The sequence below is a fragment of the Ktedonobacter racemifer DSM 44963 genome (genome assembly GCF_000178855.1).
Classification (GTDB): Bacteria; Chloroflexota; Ktedonobacteria; order Ktedonobacterales; family Ktedonobacteraceae; genus Ktedonobacter; species Ktedonobacter racemifer.
Genome location: NZ_ADVG01000005.1, coordinates 444,822 through 461,897 on the forward strand (window position 1 = coordinate 444,822; position 17,076 = coordinate 461,897).

14 protein-coding genes are annotated in these 17,076 nt (G+C 53.6%); 7 read left to right on the plus strand and 7 right to left on the minus strand.

What is annotated here, in order from left to right:
• The first annotated feature begins 75 nt into the window (after positions 1-75).
• Both KRAC_RS64560 and KRAC_RS56050 read left to right on the plus strand, forming a co-directional pair.
• Complete coding sequence (locus tag KRAC_RS64560) at positions 76-579, plus strand: DUF302 domain-containing protein (RefSeq protein ID WP_007922359.1); 504 nt, start codon at positions 76-78, stop codon at positions 577-579.
• Between the two features lie 104 nt (positions 580-683).
• Complete coding sequence (locus tag KRAC_RS56050) at positions 684-2,063, plus strand: IS4 family transposase (RefSeq protein ID WP_007904297.1); 1,380 nt, start codon at positions 684-686, stop codon at positions 2,061-2,063.
• A 23-nt stretch (positions 2,064-2,086) separates the two neighbouring features.
• Here KRAC_RS56050 and KRAC_RS68495 read toward each other — a convergent pair whose 3' ends face one another.
• Positions 2,087-2,278 (minus strand): ribbon-helix-helix protein, CopG family, encoded by a 192-nt coding sequence (locus tag KRAC_RS68495; protein ID WP_007922465.1) that lies wholly within the window; start codon positions 2,276-2,278, stop codon positions 2,087-2,089.
• 78 nt (positions 2,279-2,356) lie between these two features.
• Here KRAC_RS68495 and KRAC_RS56055 point away from each other — a divergent pair, with 78 nt between their 5' ends.
• Positions 2,357-3,556, plus strand: a complete 1,200-nt coding sequence (locus KRAC_RS56055; RefSeq protein WP_007922363.1) for an RNA-guided endonuclease InsQ/TnpB family protein — start codon at positions 2,357-2,359, stop codon at positions 3,554-3,556.
• Positions 3,557-3,783: 227 nt separating this feature from the next.
• On the opposite strand, the gene KRAC_RS64565 is transcribed toward KRAC_RS56055, so the two are convergent.
• The 4 genes from KRAC_RS64565 to KRAC_RS56075 all read right to left on the minus strand — a co-directional run bounded on the left by KRAC_RS64565 (position 3,784) and on the right by KRAC_RS56075 (position 7,996).
• The gene (locus tag KRAC_RS64565) at positions 3,784-4,011 is read right to left on the minus strand and encodes a hypothetical protein (RefSeq protein WP_083815254.1); all 228 of its coding nucleotides are present in this window, start codon (positions 4,009-4,011) and stop codon (positions 3,784-3,786) included.
• A 313-nt stretch (positions 4,012-4,324) separates the two neighbouring features.
• Positions 4,325-6,226, minus strand: coding sequence for a DHA2 family efflux MFS transporter permease subunit (locus KRAC_RS56065; protein ID WP_169461079.1), 1,902 nt, complete (start codon positions 6,224-6,226; stop codon positions 4,325-4,327).
• Positions 6,227-6,427: 201 nt separating this feature from the next.
• On the minus strand, positions 6,428-7,153 hold the full coding sequence (locus KRAC_RS56070; RefSeq protein WP_007922367.1) for a hypothetical protein: 726 nt from the start codon (positions 7,151-7,153) through the stop codon (positions 6,428-6,430).
• Positions 7,154-7,246: 93 nt separating this feature from the next.
• On the minus strand, positions 7,247-7,996 hold the full coding sequence (locus tag KRAC_RS56075) for a glucose 1-dehydrogenase (protein WP_007922369.1): 750 nt from the start codon (positions 7,994-7,996) through the stop codon (positions 7,247-7,249).
• A gap of 287 nt (positions 7,997-8,283) precedes the next feature.
• On the opposite strand from KRAC_RS56075, the gene KRAC_RS56080 reads away from it, so the two are divergent.
• From KRAC_RS56080 to iscB, 4 genes are all read left to right on the plus strand, one after another.
• Entirely contained in the window at positions 8,284-8,682 is a 399-nt protein-coding gene (locus KRAC_RS56080) for a winged helix-turn-helix transcriptional regulator (RefSeq protein WP_007922371.1), read from the plus strand.
• A gap of 323 nt (positions 8,683-9,005) precedes the next feature.
• Positions 9,006-10,238, plus strand: coding sequence for an RNA-guided endonuclease InsQ/TnpB family protein (locus KRAC_RS56085; protein WP_007922373.1), 1,233 nt, complete (start codon positions 9,006-9,008; stop codon positions 10,236-10,238).
• A 1,128-nt stretch (positions 10,239-11,366) separates the two neighbouring features.
• A complete protein-coding gene (locus tag KRAC_RS56095) occupies positions 11,367-13,214 on the plus strand; it encodes a reverse transcriptase/maturase family protein (protein ID WP_007922378.1) in 1,848 nt (615 codons plus the stop codon).
• A gap of 611 nt (positions 13,215-13,825) precedes the next feature.
• Complete coding sequence (gene iscB / locus KRAC_RS56105; RefSeq protein ID WP_007922380.1) at positions 13,826-15,142, plus strand: RNA-guided endonuclease IscB; 1,317 nt, start codon at positions 13,826-13,828, stop codon at positions 15,140-15,142.
• 149 nt (positions 15,143-15,291) lie between these two features.
• Here the strand turns inward: iscB and KRAC_RS56110 are convergent, their stop codons facing one another.
• Positions 15,292-16,014: an alpha/beta fold hydrolase gene (locus tag KRAC_RS56110; protein ID WP_007922382.1), complete on the minus strand. Its 723-nt coding sequence runs from the start codon at positions 16,012-16,014 to the stop codon at positions 15,292-15,294.
• A 381-nt stretch (positions 16,015-16,395) separates the two neighbouring features.
• Positions 16,396-17,037, minus strand: coding sequence for a tautomerase family protein (locus tag KRAC_RS56115; RefSeq protein ID WP_007922384.1), 642 nt, complete (start codon positions 17,035-17,037; stop codon positions 16,396-16,398).
• Between the last annotated feature and the right edge of the window lie 39 nt (positions 17,038-17,076).

Below are 17,076 nucleotides of genomic sequence, written 5' to 3' on the forward strand. Positions count from 1 at the left end.
AAGCAATCATGTTTCCCCTTTTCAACACGACCCGATCTCTCCCATCTTCCTATTTCAAAAGAAAGGGCAAAAAGCATGTCTCCTTCAGAACAGCAAGTCCTTGCTGACCACGTGGTCGTCGAGACCACACAAGCATTCGATCGTGTCATTGAAGCATTTGAGAGGCAAATCGGGCGCAAGGGACATGAGGCGTATCAGCACGTCGTCACGTCTAGTCGTACACCAGAAGAGCTCACACAAGGCATCGAGCAGCTTTTGGGATCAAGCGGGTTCATGGAGTTTTTTGCTATTGATCACGGGGAGTGGTTCTCTCACCTTATCCATCCTCTCAAAGCAAAACTCTATGTTATTGGCAATCCACTGATTGCGCAGCACTTTTTAAAGTACTCGGCTAAGGCAGGACTCTATGTCCCGATTCGGGTACAGGTGTATGAAAATACCCGGGGAAACACTTGTCTCAGTTATGATCGGCCATCCTCTTTGCTGCAAATATGTGCGGTGACGGAGGAAGAGTTTGTGCAAACCGCAGCGGACCTGGATCAAAAAGTTACGCACCTCGTCCAGAAAGCTGCCTCTTAGATCGGGTAGCTGTGAGGCTGCCCGATTACAATAAACGAGCCAGAAAGCCCCGGTCATTCATGCCTGTCTTTTACCCACAATTTACAATCGTATAGAATGGAGAGATGAAAACGCAAGAGATTCTGGACCCAGAGCAATGGGCAGAAGCTACCTTTGGACAGACGCAACTGAAAGACATGCGCCGCACGAGGCGGGCCGTGACGACAGCGGCTCACATGGCCGAGGAGCCCGCAGCCTCGCTGCCAGCCCAGGCGCAGACCTGGAAAGATGCAAAAGCCGTGTATCGACTGCTTGATGAACCCAATGTCACCTTTGATGCGCTGATGCAACCCCATTGGCAACAGACACGCCTGCGCATGGATACCTTGCCACTTGTGTTGCTGGTACAGGATACGACGGACCTGGATTTGAGCCATCGGCGCAAAATGAGCGGCTTGGGAGAAATCGGCAATGGGAATGGGCGTGGGATGTACCTGCAAACCGTCCTGGCCGTTGAACCGGACAGCCGGGCGGTGCTGGGGTGTGCCTATCAATGTCCCTTCATTCGCATTCCTGCACCCAAAGGCGAAACTCGAGCGCAGCGGTGCAGGCGCGAGAAAGAAACCGATATCTGGCACCAATGTGTCCAGCACATTGGACCCTCTCCCGCATCGAGTGTGCGGGTGCAGGTAGCAGATCGTGGAGCCGATATCTTTGAGTTCCTGCACGTTTGCCGAAGCATCGATACGCACTTTGTTGTGCGTGCGACGCAAGATCGGCGTGTTCAAACCCAGGAGGGAACGCTCGGGTATCTCTTTGAGCAGGTCCGTTCGCAGCCAAGTTCGGACGTGCGTCCGTTTGATCTTCCCGCTCGGCATGGGCACCAGGCTCGTTCTACCACGTTGTATCTGTCGTGGACCTCTCTTGAACTGCTGCCACCGCGCAATGATAGCCGTCTCAACAAACTTCCTCCCTTGCCTGTCTGGGTCATTCGGGTGTGGGAAGAAGGGGCTCCAAAAGGCGAAGAGCCGCTCGAATGGATTCTGTTGACCTCTCTGGTCGGGACAACTTGTGAGCAAGCCTGGCAACGGGTCGAGTGGTATCGCGCTCGCTGGCGGGTGGAGGACTATCACCATTGCCTCAAAACGGGATGTCGTATCGAAGAGCGGCAAGTCCAAAGCGCCGAGCGCCTGATCCGCTTGCTGGGAATGCTCTCTCCTCTCGCCGTGCGTTTGTTGCAAGTGCGTGATCTCTCCCGTCAAGCGCCAGAAAGCCCGGCCCATGAGGTCATCGAGCCAGAAACGCTCACGATCCTGGCTGCTCACGTCGGTCTCTTGCCTTCCACCATGACGGTTGAGACCTTCTGGACAGAGATTGCGCGCATGGGAGGGTTCTTGGCGCGTCGAGGTGACGGGCCTCCTGGCTGGAAAACCCTTTGGAAGGGCTGGCTCCACTTGCAGGCACTGCTTGAGGGCGCTCATTTGGCTTTTCACCTCCGTTTGTAAAATGTGGGTAAAAGACAGGTCATTCATGCCGGGGATGAATGGCTGTTCCTTGTTTGGGGCTTGGGTGGTGTAGGATGATACGTTGGATCGTCCCACAGAAGAAAAGCATCAACCGCACGCCGTACTAATTCCGCAACCGGAACACCCTCTTTCTCAGCTTGCTCTTGTAATTTTTCGTGTTGTTTTTCATTCAGATAAATGTTTGTACGCTTCATTCTTTCACCTCTTGCATACATCAAGATTTTGGTGTATAATATACCACAGCAAAAGGGAAGGAGCAAGAGAGAGAGAGAATGCTGATCTACGAGTACAAGCTCGACGGCAACACTGCCCAGTATAGCGCCATCGGCGAGGCCATCAGAATCACTCAATGTATCCGTAACAAGTGCCTGCGCCTCTGGATGGATACTCGTGGCATCAACAGGAACGATCTGCAATGCTACTGTGCTGAGCTTGCCAAAGCGTACAGCTTTGCCACACTGCTCAATTCCCAGGCACGGCAATCGGCTGCTGATCGCGCATGGGCTGCGATCTCTCGCTTCTATGAGCATTGCCGCAATCAGAAGCCAGGCAAGAAAGGCTATCCCCAATTTCAGCACGATTGCCGCAGTGTGGAGTACAAACAGACCGGATGGCGGCTTGAGCCTGATGGAAAGCATATTATCTTCACCGATGGCTGTGGCATTGGGCGACTACGTCTGATAGGCTGTCGTGATCTGGCGACGTGCCCTCTTCCACAGATGATGCGGGTACGTCTCCTCAAGCGTGCAGATGGCTACTATGCTCAAGTTCTTGTCAAAGCGGAGAGGCATGGAGAGCATGTGCCAACAGGCAAGCAGACTGGCATCGATCTCGGACTCAAAGCGTTCTTGACTGATGCCCAAGGCAACACCGTCGCCAACCCGCACCATCTGAGAAAGGCCGAACGCAAGCTCAAGCGGTTGCATCGTCGCCTTTCTCGCACACAGAAGAAGTCAGCCAACCGCAAGAAGGCCAGGAAGAAACTTGCAAAAGGCTATCTCAAGGTCCAGAGGCAGCGTGAAGATTTCGCCAGAAAGACGGCGAACGCGCTTATCACCTCTCACGATCTGATTGCCTATGAACACCTGAGAATAGCCAATCTCGTAAAAAACCGCAAGCTGGCAAAATCGATCAGTGATGCAGCCTGGGGCCGCTTTCTCCAGTGGCTCAACTACTATGGATCGATGCATAGCATACCAGTTATTGCGGTCGAACCAGCTTTCACCAGCCAGGATTGTAGCGCCTGTGGGGCACGCGTCAAGAAGTCGCTCAGTGTGAGGACGCATATCTGTCCCTCCTGTGGCGTGGTGCTTGACCGCGACCACAACGCCGCGCGCAACATTTTAGAGAAAGCCTATCGTACTGTCGGGCAGACAGGAACGGGTGAGGCGCAAGCCCCACCGAACGCTTCTGGACAGACCGCCTCTACTCGTTCTGGTCGCAGGGCCAGAGCGGGCAAGCGGGCTGGATGAAAGAAGAATCCCCCTGGATGTATCCGGGGGAGTGTCAAAGCATACGTCTTTTCGGCCACGGTGAAGTTGCCAATCAGGTAATTTCGACTTCGTCCGCTTCTAAGTTCTTCATGTTTTTCATATTTTTCATATTTCTACCTTCGCTCCAAGATTCTTGGTGGTTGAATACTCAGTCCTTCAGAAATAGCTTTGCCGTTTCACTAAAGCCGTCACTGATGGGTCTTGAATCATTTAATGTCCAGGAAACAACCGTTGATAGCCCTCGGCAAACTGGTGGTAAGATGCCGTGTCGAAGGCCGCGTCGGTGACCGGGTAGAACAGCATCTGCAACAGGATGTCTGGCTCCCCGCACTCACCGTCGCCATGTTGTCCCAGGCGCTGTCGCCAGCTACAGCTAGCTGCTCGACATCCAAGCCATGTTCCTGCTTGGAGCTCTCGACCCACCGCGCCACCATGCAGCACGCCTCGAGGGCTGTCGGATAGCTCACCTCCGGGCAGAGCCGTTACACCGGGAAGACGACGGTAGCCCCGGCTCCGACCGCGAGTTAGTGCACCGGCCAGTCATGTCTCCGCGGGCTGCCGAAGACCCATGACCGGCACCATGGATATACACGATGACCGGCAGCGGCGTCTGCGCGTGCTGGGACCATCTATCATGGTCAGGTCTTCCATATCGACCGCGGGCTTGCGAACCTTGTCAGATTGCTCCTCATTGAGAACGATTGTCGTGGGCAGCCTGTTTTTGATGAGAAATGTACAAAGTCGAGCTTAGATTTCTCCCGACGCAGGAACGAGCTCTTCCGGCGTATCTGATGGAATATCTTTGTCGGCTTCCACGTGTCTCGGGACCTTGAGTAACAACGCGCAGACACCCCCGGTAAAGAGTAGTAGCGTCCCAGTAGTCAGGAACGAGATATGCAGGGAATCAGTAAACGCTTGATTAATGACCTGATGGAGCACGTGTGAGGCAACAGGGAGGCTTCCAGAGAACTGAACCTGGCCTCCTTCTGCCCCGGCACTGGCGATGGTGGCGACCATCTTCTGACTGATTGACCCTGGAATACCCAAATTGGACAGCTTGCTGAAAAGATTGTTGATAAATTGTTGTTCCACCAGCGCACCCAACAACGCAATCCCGAAAACACTGCCAATCTGACGGCTCGTGTTCAGTACCGCAGAACCCAACCCTGCTCGATGTTGTGGAATGGTGGAGAGTCCAGCCGCCGTGAGCGGACTGAGCATCAGGCCAAAGCCAATCCCGTACATCCCCTGATTCCACCAAATGTTCGCATAGCTTGTGGTAGGATCCAGGCGGATCAGGAGCAGCAGCGCGACCCCAGAAAGCAGCGCACCCAGCGTGATAGGAACACGTGGGCCAAAGCGTGCAGCCACTTGTCCGGCGACTGGTGCCGTTAGGAATATCCCCATAGAGGATGGCAGCGTGCGCAGACCAGCATCGAGCGCTGAATATCCTTGGACGCTCTGGAAATATTGTGTCACGAAAAAGACTGTGCTCAGGAGAGCAAAACCGACAACGGCTGCCGCTGCATTCGCAGTAGAAAAGACGACGCTTTTGAAGAGCTGCAACGGCAGCAATGGCTCACGCACACGTGCCTCCACAACCAGGAACGCAATGAGAAAGGCGGCAGCGCTAGCAAAGAGAGAGAGGATCAGTGGAGAAGTCCAGCCGGCTGACTCGCCCTCAATCAGGGCATAGGTGAGCGAGGCTAGTCCGGCGATCGCTAGTACCTGGCCAGGTAGATCAAGGCGGCGAGCGTGTGGATTACGTGACTCCGCCAGGATACGCCAGCCCAAAATGAACACCAGCGTACCAATAGGCAGATTGACAAAGAAGATGGCAGGCCAGTTGGAAACTCGAATGAGCACACCACCAACCACCGGGCCCGCTGCCAGAGCCAGCCCAGAGATGCCGCTCCAAATACCAAGAGCCTGGGTACGTTCTTTGTGATCGGTGAAAGCTGCAACAAGAAGCGAAAGACTGCCTGGAGAAAGCGCTGCCCCCCCTGCGCCTTGCAAGGCGCGCCCGGCAATGAGCAGTTGCAGATTGGGCGCCAAGGCACACAGAGCCGATCCAAGCGTGAAACCAATCAGACCAATAAGAAAGAGGCGCTTGCGCCCAAAGCGATCACCCAAAGACCCTGCGGTCAGTAAGAGGGCAGCGAAAGGTAGCGTATACGCATCGACCATCCATTGGAGGTCTGTCAGGCTTGCATGGAAATCAGTTTGTATGGTAGGCAGCGCAACGTTGACAATCGACGTATCGAGCAACACCATAAAGAAACCAACACAGGTAATAATCAAGATGGCCAATTTTCTGGCCCGGTCTTGCGCAAACATTCGTTCCTCCACAAAGATAAGTATGTATCGCACGCATATGCGAATATAACAGGATTGCTCTCGCCGTGAGGCGCGAATGAACCAGCCTCCAGAGAGGAAGATTACACGGCGGGCGCCAGCTTGATAAGGATCAGCACCCAAAAGTTCATGTGGCAGCATATGGAATGCCTTGACTAATCGCGTACCAGGAACCAGATCAGCTACAACCTCACTCGATGTTCTTCCATGCAGGTCAGCTACCTGAAAGTCGGGTAGACCGAACGGATTAGCTGGATCGATGACGATGCGTTCTTCCCACGAAGGCACATCCATGAGCGCTTGAGGAAGCTGCTCCAGAGCACGGCGATGAGACCCATGTTCTCTATGGCAGCCACTCGAACAGTGCTAGCCCTGATACGAGACCCAAGCGCTCGAACAAGAGGGCAAGCCTGCTATCTTTCGATACACTCCTTTTCTGCACTGAAGCAGCGCATCAACTCGTTGAACATCCATGGGAAGGCCCATCTTCCTCTCTCATTTACGTATGAATCTGAAATTGCTGAGGTCGAGCGAGATCAACAGCAGGTCGTGAATCGGTTTCATCTGCGGCCCACACACGTAGGCACGGCGCTTCGTCGGGAAGCGAATCCCATCGGCTTCCACACTATCGTAGACATACTGCGCCACTGGCGTACCACCTGCTATTTCAAGATGGTAATCGTGCCGACGCAGAAGAAAATCGTCACCAAAGTAGAAGTCCTGTTCTTTGCTATGACTAGCAAACGCATCGGGGAAACGCACCCGCAATCCGCGCCAGGTCTCCCCATCTTCTTGCCACGGCGTGATTTCGGTCACCTCGAAGCCAGGCATGGTCATAAAGAATGGGGTCGTAAGGTAGGTCCATATGGCGTACCCGTTGAAGTACGCCCGGTGAAGCGAATCCCACACCGTCTCCAGAACGTGTCCCTTGAAAGCAGCCCTTGGATTGGAGCGCTCGCTGACGATCTCACCCGTAGCGTTCTCGATCACCACCCGCTCGGGAGTAAAAACCATATGCCAATCAGGCTGACCAAATGGGCTGATGTACGACATCTCCTCATGGAGCGAGACCGTCCTCTCACGGGGAATGGGGGAATCATCGAGGCCTTTGAGTGGAATCAACCCTCCGCCAGCGACGACGGTTGCAGTCACCTTCTTATATGTGTTCCAGCGATCAAGACCGCCATGTGCGGCAATGACCTGTGCTAGCAGATCGTTCATCTGTTCCTCCTGTGTCGTGATCTCCTCCTGATGAGCTAGAATCAGCGAGGTTGCGTATGAGCCATTTAATAGTAGGATTTACATCATCACGACCTATACTTGTGCAAAGCCGCCATCTACAAACAACTCAGTTCCCGTGATGTAGCTGCTGTCGTCGGATGCGAGAAACACCACGGCCTTCGCGATCTCATTGGGTGTGCCAAGCCTGCCAAGCGGAATACTGTTGGAAATCGTCTTCTTGCGTTGCTGACCCACGTCTGAGGAAGCCAGCAGGTCAGCGAATCCGGGCGTGTCGATGGAGCCTGGGCTCACCGCATTCACGCGAATGCGCCGGTCCCTTAAGTCCGTTGTCCATGTGCGGGCAAACGAACGCACGGCAGCTTTTGTGGCGCTATACACACTATTTGACGCCAGGCCTTTGCTCCCGACGATGGATGCATTCAGGATGATAGAAGCACCATCCGGCATGAGCGGAAGCGCCTTTTGTACTGTGAAAAGGAGCCCTTTGACATTGATATCGAAGATCGAGTTATAGAACTCCTCAGTAATCTCGCCGATGGGGGCATATTTCGCAACACCGGCATTCGCGAAGACAATATCGAGCTTGCCTTTCTCCCGCTTGATGTGTGCGAAGAGGCGATCCAGGTCGGCAAGGTTTGACACGTCCCCTTGGACGCCGATCACATTGCTTCCGATGTCCTTTACCGCCGCGGCCAACTCTCGATCGCGGCGTCCTGTGATGAAGACGTGGGCGCCTTCGTTCACAAACTGCTCCGCCGTGGCCTTGCCAATACCGCTCGTACCACCGGTAATGAGGGCAATTTTTCCTTCAAGCTTGTTCATAGTAGTTTCCTCTCATTGGCTCCCAGGAACTGGAAGTCAAATCATTTCAGGAACACGATCAGCGCTCAACAACGCAACAGGTTCCAGGTCTGCCACGTTCACAAACCATCCTTCTCCACGTATTCTCTGGCTCTTCCTGATAAGCAGGGAAGGTTCTTGTAGGTCAGTTTTATCATGCAACTGACTCCCTCAGGATAGCACAGTGGGTTGCATGATGCAACCCACTGTGCTATCCTGAGGGAGAACAAAGAGGAACATTCCATCTCTTTAGGAAAGGAGGGAGAGATATGCGACGACAACGGTTTGCATCTATGGCTTGTCCCATCGCTCGCAGCTTAGATATCATTGGGGAGTGGTGGACCCTACTCATTGTGCGCGACCTGGCGCGCGGGATCAATCGTTTTGATACCCTTCAAGAAGACCTGGGGATTGCACGCAATATGCTCACGGTGCGCCTACAAACGTTGCTTGACCACGGCGTGATTGAACGCCACTGTTATCAGCAACGACCAGAGCGCTTTGAATATCACTTAACCGAGAAAGGAGCCGAGCTAACCGCTGTGCTCCGCGCACTCAAACAATGGGGTGAACGGTGGACAGAAGCTCCATCTTCTTCACCAGTCATCTCTTTGGCAGATGGACAAAAGGACGAAGACGCTGTATTTGAGATGCATGCTCAAGAATGATGAAAACGGGTTGCTCCGCTTCGCAAGCCCCGACTCAGCTCGCGCTTCTGTGGTCAGTTTTTTGTCCTTGATACAAGGGAGAGGGAAACAGATGACTTCCCAGGTGGACTACTCCCAGGGCACATGAGAGGCAGCCGTTTGTTGCCCAATCGCCACCCAATCTTGCGGCAGACCGAACCAAGCCTTCAATAAACTGCCGCAGGAGTCCTCTGCCTTTGAGGCATGGGGAGGAATGCGGCGTTCCTTCATTGGAGAGGAGGAGAGGGCAGATTCACACAAGGGAGGCATTGACAGCTATCAGTGGATATGGTACATTTGTTCGCATGAAACAGACCATCACCGCTAAGCTCAAACTGCACACCGATTCCACCCAGTTCGCAGCCTTGCGAGCGACCCAACTGGCGTCTCGCGATGCCTTGAACCACGTGAGCCGCTATAGCTTTGCGCACGGCAAGACAAGTAACCAGCGCGTATTGCAGCATGCGTGCTACGATGAGATCCGTCTGCTGTTTGGCTTGCCTGCCCAGATGGCTTGTAATGTCCCCCGCCAGGTAGGGGCCACCTACAAAACCCTCTGGACCAAAGCGAGACACAATGCCCAAGCCCGCAAAGCCGGCTGGACCAGGAAACGCTACAAGGGACTCGATCAGCCACCCAGGTACGTCTCACCGACCCTGACCTACAACTATCTGCGTGACTATTCCTTCAAGAAAGTGCAGCAGGTCAGCATCCTGACCCTCGAGGGGCGAGTCGTGCTTCCCCATCGCGGCTACGAGAGGCATGTGGCCCTCATTGGGCAGGGAGCGGTCATCGGGGCCGCCAAGCTCTGGTATGACAAGCCGCACAAGCAGTTCTACCTGCTGGTTTCCCTTGAATTGGAGGTGGAGGACCCTCCACCCGAAGCGCATTCACAGGTCGTTGGTGTGGACGTTGGTCAGCGCTACTTGGCCGTGACGGCCACCACCACCGGACAAACCTCGTTTTTTCCTGGGAAACAGATTCGAGCCAAAGCGGATCATGATGCACGTCTGAGAAAGCGGTTGCAGCACAAAGGCACTCGTTCTGCCACGCGACGCTTGCTCGCCATCAGCGGACGAGAGAGACGGTTGAAACAAGACCGCAACCACCTCATCAGTCGTCGCATCGTGGATGTCCACCCTCAGAGTCTCATTGGTCTGGAAGACCTGACCCACATTCGAGAACGCACGAAGCGCAAGCGAGGAAAAAAGGCGAGCAAGAAGCAGCGGCGCGCCAATCGCCATGCCTCCTCGTGGGCGTTCGCCGAACTCCATGGCTACATCGCCTATAAGGCGAGGCTATCAGGCAGTCTGGCCATCAAGGTGGATGCCTACCACACCAGTCAGGCCTGCCCTAGATGTGGCTTTGCCTCTCCTGACAACCGCCCCAACAAGGGGCGGTTGTTTGTGTGCCAGGAGTGTGGGTATCGACTCCATGCGGACCTGATCGGTGCCAGAAATGTGGCGCTGCGAACGTTGCTCACCCGGCAGGACTGGGTGCGTACGGGGATCTTGTGTGCGCCCAGAGAGGCGCAGTGAACTCTGCCGTCAATGGACGGCGCTACTGAAGCAAAGTAGCTAAAACAGCACCTTACCTTCTATCGAAAGATCAGAGGGGACAACAGCATGGTGCGAAAAGGCCAATGAAGTTCGAGCACTACGAGCCAAATGTTGGTCAGTTAGGTCGTATACGGCGAAAACTGTATTGTTTGAACCCAAGTCGTGGTGATGCCACCCCCATCCGCAGGCCCAACGAGTGCCGATGCCTGCTGTTTGATGCTACGAAGGAAGACAAGAACTTCCGTGGAGCTTCCATCAAAACCGGCCTCTAGGGAAGAGGAAACGACGAGCGGGAACCTACGTACGAACCGAGTTCGCTGTGTAACCTGGGGATCGCCTACACGTCGCGAGACGCATGGCGACGGAGGAGTCGTAGTAGTGCGCCTTTGTGCCACAAATGTCTCTCTTACCCGTCGGGGTAAGCTCACTAGAGCAAGGTGAGTAACACAGCGACTTATTCGCCCACGTAAGTGGACGGAGATACCTTCAACCGAAAGGACTGAAGGGAAAGTAGCATGTCGTGTAAAATGCTGGTGAAGCTCCAGTCCCAGGAGCCAGAGGGAAGTCAAGCGAAGCTGTATAAGGTGAAGTCTTGATTGGCTGAATCCAAGTCATGGCGGAAAAACGCCAGCCCACAGGAGAAGGGACTATCGCCTGTGTTCAACGTGCAGGGGAACGGTACTACTTCCCCTGCAAGCTCTCGTTGGAGCCAGCCTGCAAGGAGCAGGAAGTGACGAAATGGGCACCTACGTACAGACTGAGACATTTGGAGGAACTGAGGGATCGCCTAAACGCTGTAAAGCGCAAGGTGACGGAGCGACCATACGAGTCGGATTTTATCTGACAAAGGGTCGCAGGAGACCAGACTCAAAAGTGGCGGTTGACATGGATGTGTCAAAAGACCGCTGTGGGAGTCGTGTTGAAAAGACACTGGCCTCTGGAGAGCGTAGTGCATCGAAAGGTGCATGCTGCGTTCGGAGGGGAGGGGTTGGTGCTCCTGAATCATCAGGACCCGGCCTCTTACCCTACCCCAAACGCTCACCGTAATGGGTGAGACACGAGGAAGGACTCCAGAGAGTACATTCCACTTGAAAGGGGTTGGCTTGGATGAGTCAAAAGATCCCGGAGAGACTGGAAACCTTACGGAAACTCAACAGCAACAGACAGTGGACAAACGACGATCTCTATAGGCTGATGTTTAAGGAAGACTTATACATCATCGCCTACGAACAGATCAAGTCAAAACCTGGAAACATGACTCCTGGAACGGACGGAGAAACCCTTGACGGCTTTTCTCTCAAAACCATCAGAGAGATCATTGAAGCGATGAGATCCGAATCTTTCCAATTCAAACCTGTCCGCCAGAGCTTTATCCCAAAGGCGAACGGAAAAATGAGGAAACTCGGCATCCCCAGCGCAAAAGACAAAATCGTACAACAAGCTATCTACATGATCTTGGAGGCGATCTATGATAGCCCTCACACTCCTTACTTCCAGGAAACCAGTCATGGTTTCCGGCCCAATCACAGTTGCCACACGGCGTTACGAGAAATCAGAGAAAACTGGCCAGCCATCAACTGGTACATCGAAGGGGACATTCGCGCCTGCTTCGACGAAGTGGATCACTTGACCCTGGTCGCCATCCTGCGCAAAAAGATTACGGATGAACGGTTTATCAACCTCATCTGGAAACTCCTGAACGCAGGATACATGGACCTCCATGGGACCAGGAAGGATAGCCTTGTAGGAACCCCACAAGGCTCAATTGCCAGCCCCATTCTCGCCAATGTTTACCTCCACGAACTTGACAAATTCGTTGAAGAACTCCAAACGAGGCATGAAAAGGGAAAGACAAAAGCCCGAAATCCCCTCTACCATAGACTTTCTGAGAAAAAGCGGGTCATGGTGAAGCAAGGCAGAACCAAAACCGACGAATTCAGAAAAGTGGTCGCACAAATGCGGACACTCCCATCTAGGGTAGTGAACGATCCACACTTTATCCGTCTCAAATACCTGAGGTATGCCGACGACTGGATCATCGGCATATGCGGAAGTCAAGAACTGGCAGAAGAAATCAAACAGGAAATAAAAAACTTCCTGAGTGAAACACTCAAACTTACCCTGAGCGAAGAGAAGACCCGCATCACCAATGCCAAAGCTGAAGAAGCTTTCTTCCTGGGAACGATCCTCAAGATCGGAAACGGAGGGACGGCTAAGATAACGCTGTCCACCAGCAGGTCAGGAAAGAAAGTCAAACGGCGATCTACTGGTTGGGAAACGGTGATAATAACACCTATACCCAAGCTTATCAGGAGATTGAGTGAAAGAGGCTTCTGCACAGCGAAAGGCTTCCCCATCGGAAAAGCAGGCTGGGCCTACCTGGACACAGACCAGATTATCAGTCTGTACAGCAGCGTTAATCGAGGCATACAGAACTATTACCGATTTACCGACAACTGGTCCAGAGTACGGCGAATCCAATACATTCTCAGGTTCTCGTTAGCAAAAACTCTGGCAAGGAAGTACAAAATCTCACTTTCCAAAGTCTTTAAACGCTCTGGAAAAAAGCTGAGTATCGTCATCAAAGGCCAAGATGGAAAGAAAGACAGAGAAGTTTCTTTCTACTCGAATCAGAACTGGTCAAAGAACAGAGACGCCTTCCAGGACAAAACTGCTCTAAATGTAGACCGAGTTCGGATGGCGACACAGATGAAAACACGCTCCAAGCTAGGAAAGCCGTGCTGCATTTGCGGAGAAAGCGCAGAGCAAATTGTCATGCATCATGTCCGGCATATACGAAAGCTCTCTCACCGACGAGAACCAATGGGCTTCAACCGGATACTCCGAGCAATTAACCGAAAACAAATCCCTGTCTGTGGAATCTGTCACGGAAAAATCCACCGAGGTGAATACGACGCTGTAAAACTGACGGATCTAGCGTACATTCCAAGCTAAAGAGGACCAAAGGTATTCTTGGCGAGCCGTGTGCATGGAAATCGTGCCCGCACGGTTCTGAGGGAGACCGTTGGAAAAGGACGCTATTCGATTGTTAATGTGCAACGGATAGAGTACCTCGCTGGCGGTCTACCCTACCGGTATCCCCTGATGTGTCGTGCGAGGAAGCCAAAGCACAAAGGCGGCAACGCTTTCGTGAATTGCGGTGGAGCACAGACACAAGCCTCCGCCTTTAGGCGTGGGGTCACTGACTGCGTTAATCACCTGTTCGTACAGCAGCTTGAAGGCGACAATTACATGTTCGATGGTCATGGACCCCGGTTTGAAAACCGGGGCTTGCAAGAAGTTTGAACGCTTCTTGTAACCCCCAACGGTTGGCAAGCTGAAACATGACCAGATCCAGCCACCGCTCTTCTTCGGAGGAGCGATGGGGCTACGTTATCAGGAAGTGTCAACGTTCGTACCGGAGGATGCGCGGCCAGTCTTCCGCTCTACAACCAGCAGGTTAAACAGACCGTGGGTATAGTCAGTGCTTGCTGGATGTACCGCCTGATAACATCATCGAGGCCACCATCACCCGAGCAATCGGAGGCTCTGAAAGGAGCAAGCACATGAGCCACGTTTGTGTCGTCGATGCCAACAAGCAACCGCTCGATCCGGTCCATCCTGGAAGGGCACGCTTATTGCTCTCGCAAGGGAAGGCGGCAGTACTCAAACGCTTTCCTTTTACCATCATCCTCAATGTTGCGATAGACGCTCCAGTCGTTGAAGAACTGCGGATCAAGATTGACCCAGGCTCAAAGACCACAGGCATAGCTCTCGTCAACGACCAGTCGGGTGAAGTCGTCTTTGCGGCTGAACTCCATCATCGTGGTGCAAAGATCAAAGAGGCGCTCGATGATCGAAGAGCCGTCAGATGTTCACGACGCCGACGCCATACACGCTACAGAAAAGCGAGATGGCAGAATCGGAGACGACGCGAGGGCTGGTTGCCGCCATCGCTTACCAGCAGGATCAGCAATGTACTGACCTGGGTGAAGCGTCTGCGCAACCTTTGCCCGATCACAGCAATGAGCATAGAGCTCGTGAAGTTTGATATGCAAGCGATGGAGAACCCCGATATCCAGGGATGGGAGTATCAACAAGGCACACTGGCAGGCTATGAACTCCGTGAGTACCTGCTAGAGAAGTGGAACCGAATGTGCGCGTATTGCGGCAAGGGCAATGTCCCTTTGCAAGTGGAGCACATTGTGCCTCGTGCCAACAACGGCACGCATCGCGTCAGTAACTTGACGCTCGCATGCGAGAAGTGTAACCAGGCCAAGGGAACCCAGGACATCAAAGACTTTCTCAAGAAGAAACCAGCGATGCTCAAGCACATTCTTGCTCAGGCAAAAGCCCCGCTCAACGATGCCGCAGCGGTCAATGCCACACGTTGGGAGTTGTTCAGAGGGGTACAAGCGTTAGGGCTGCCAATCGAATGTGGTTCTGGCGGGTTAACGAAGTACAACAGGACGATACGTGAGCTTCCAAAAACGCACTGGATAGACGCGGCGTGTGTCGGTCAGAGCACTCCTGAGCATCTGAACATCACAGGGATCTCTCCCTTGCTGATCACGGCAACAGGCTATGGTAATAGACAACTGTGTGGCGTAGATAAGCATGGTTTTCCTAAGCGCCATCGACAACGCAAAAAGGTGCATCATGGGTATCAGACGGGCGATCTGGTGCGAGCGGTAGTACCAGAGGGATTTGCGGCAGCGGGGAGACATGTGGGGCGCGTCTTAGCACGAGCAACGGGATCGTTTGATCTGAGAACCGCACGTGGGCGCATAGAAGGAGTCCCTGTGCGCTATTGTCGTCCTCTTCATCGCAATGATGGATATAGCTACCACAGCACGAGAGGCGGCAATTCCTCCCCGCTCTAAAGAGGCGGGGCTTCCTTGCCGCTTCTCTGTGATGGGTGTCGTCTGTCTCATGGTATCTTTCTTCCTCGATGGGGATACTTGGACATGTTACTGATGGCAAACAGAACCCTCGCTCCTGGTACAGGCAGGAGCGAAGGTTCTGTTTGCCATCAGGCAGGGACGACCTTGTTGACCGCTTCCAGGATCACTTGGGCCACCTCCTCAGGGTGCGACAGAAACGGGACATGGCTCGACGAAATCTCGCGCGCCGTGGCCTTGCTCCGTTGCGCCATCCACCGATGCTGATCGGGGTGGATCATCCGATCCTCCGAACCAAACAGCGACCACGACGGGAGCGATTTCCACGCTGGCTGGCCAGCGGGGGTGTTAAAGATACTGGCATTGGGTGGCACCTGAGAGACCGCCAGAGCTCGCGCCTCCACCAGGTCAAGGTCGTTGGCAAAGTGCTGGGGGAAGACCTCAGGATCGATCCAGGCAAAACCTTGCCCGGTGATGAGTAGATGCTGGAAGACTTCCAGAGGAGGGAAGTTGGCACCGGAACTGAGCAGGGTCTCCCCTTCATCCAGGAGGAATGCCGAGATATAGACCAGACCTACCACTCCTGGTGCATCTTTGGCCGCCTCAGAAATGACGAAGCCGCCATACGAGTGGCCCACCAGCAGCGTTGGCCCTTCCAACTCCGCGAGCAGTTGACGCGTCGCGGCCACGTCATCAGCCAGAGAGGTGTGCGCATGCTGCGCGGCAACCACAAAATGGCCTTGCTCCTGCAGGATAGGAATCACTTTGCTCCAGCCGGACCCGTCAGCCCAGAAACCGTGAACGAGGACAATGTTCGCTTTATTTGAAATACGTTTTGACGCAAATACGCCCATGAGTGTTCTCCTTTTTCCATTTCTTGAGCAGAAACCCTGCTCTTCCGCTTGAGGACGTGCAAGAAGAGCGTCCCCAGCCACAACTGTTGCTCTGTCCAAGAGCGCTCTCACCTGGGACATGACAAAAAACATGTACGGCAGCGAAGAAAGCTGCGATGGATTCAACGCCGACACATGGGCCGTTTAGTACCGAAGCGTCAAGAGTCGGATTCGGAGCAAAAGCCTTGCCGAATTCGGCGGTGCCATTTTTTCTGACGATTGAAATCCAGTCTTGTCCTGGTGCGTGCTAAGTCATGATGGAATACCCTTCGGATGAGCGTATGAGCAAGCGGTGCGTCCTAGAAAGTTGCTCCATTGTTATTTCGCTCCCCCATGACGGTTTTAACTTGACGCAGATTTTAGCTTCGCGATTTCGTCCCTTGCAGCAGCCACTAATTCTTTATTCGTGTATGCATGACCCCAAAGCCCCCAGCCACCTTCTTTCGCTTCTGTTAAGAGCACCCACGTTCGTTCTTTCAGTGTTTCGTCACCGGCAGCAGTGCTCACGAGCTTCGTAAGCTGTTCTACAACGGCCATTTGTTTTTCACGGTCGAGGGCACCCTCGTTTGTCAGTACTTGCACACGTACATAGTTTTCTTCACCCTCCACATTGGCAAGTGTGCCTTCTGGCAACTCATGCACAAATGCAGCTGTGTTTTTACGGAACATCGGGATATCAGGCACTCCCTCGATCGTTTTCACCGTATTTGCCGCATCAATTGCCAGTTGCTTCGTATTGGCAAACATACCAGCAACTGCGTAGATATCGATCATTGGCATAGCGTTACTTTCTCCGTCAAATTGAGTACGTAATGTCGAGGCAAACAGCACACTTCTGAACAGGTCAAAGGCGTTCAGCTGGAAGGCACAAACACGCAATCCAGATGGACTCACCTGATCGGCTTGGAAGGTGGCTCTGCTCCTTTCATCACGACCTCCTAGCGTAGGCTCACGATGCAATCCAAGCGTGTCCTGCACCACCATGCAAGAATGCTCCTGTTTTGTAGTATACTAAGCAGCATA

Excerpts from the sequence above, each read along its gene's own strand:
- KRAC_RS64560 (WP_007922359.1), top strand. The coding sequence starts at position 76 with ATGTCTCCTTCAGAACAGCAAGTCCTTGCTGACCACGTGGTCGTCGAG.
- KRAC_RS56050 (WP_007904297.1), top strand. The coding sequence starts at position 684 with ATGAAAACGCAAGAGATTCTGGACCCAGAGCAATGGGCAGAAGCTACC.
- KRAC_RS68495 (WP_007922465.1), bottom strand. The coding sequence starts at position 2,278 with ATGAAGCGTACAAACATTTATCTGAATGAAAAACAACACGAAAAATTA.
- KRAC_RS56055 (WP_007922363.1), top strand. The coding sequence starts at position 2,357 with ATGCTGATCTACGAGTACAAGCTCGACGGCAACACTGCCCAGTATAGC.
- KRAC_RS64565 (WP_083815254.1), bottom strand. The coding sequence starts at position 4,011 with ATGGTGGCGCGGTGGGTCGAGAGCTCCAAGCAGGAACATGGCTTGGAT.
- KRAC_RS56065 (WP_169461079.1), bottom strand. The coding sequence starts at position 6,226 with ATGGATGTGCCTTCGTGGGAAGAACGCATCGTCATCGATCCAGCTAAT.
- KRAC_RS56070 (WP_007922367.1), bottom strand. The coding sequence starts at position 7,153 with ATGAACGATCTGCTAGCACAGGTCATTGCCGCACATGGCGGTCTTGAT.
- KRAC_RS56075 (WP_007922369.1), bottom strand. The coding sequence starts at position 7,996 with ATGAACAAGCTTGAAGGAAAAATTGCCCTCATTACCGGTGGTACGAGC.
- KRAC_RS56080 (WP_007922371.1), top strand. The coding sequence starts at position 8,284 with ATGCGACGACAACGGTTTGCATCTATGGCTTGTCCCATCGCTCGCAGC.
- KRAC_RS56085 (WP_007922373.1), top strand. The coding sequence starts at position 9,006 with ATGAAACAGACCATCACCGCTAAGCTCAAACTGCACACCGATTCCACC.
- KRAC_RS56095 (WP_007922378.1), top strand. The coding sequence starts at position 11,367 with ATGAGTCAAAAGATCCCGGAGAGACTGGAAACCTTACGGAAACTCAAC.
- iscB (WP_007922380.1), top strand. The coding sequence starts at position 13,826 with ATGAGCCACGTTTGTGTCGTCGATGCCAACAAGCAACCGCTCGATCCG.
- KRAC_RS56110 (WP_007922382.1), bottom strand. The coding sequence starts at position 16,014 with ATGGGCGTATTTGCGTCAAAACGTATTTCAAATAAAGCGAACATTGTC.
- KRAC_RS56115 (WP_007922384.1), bottom strand. The coding sequence starts at position 17,037 with ATGGTGGTGCAGGACACGCTTGGATTGCATCGTGAGCCTACGCTAGGA.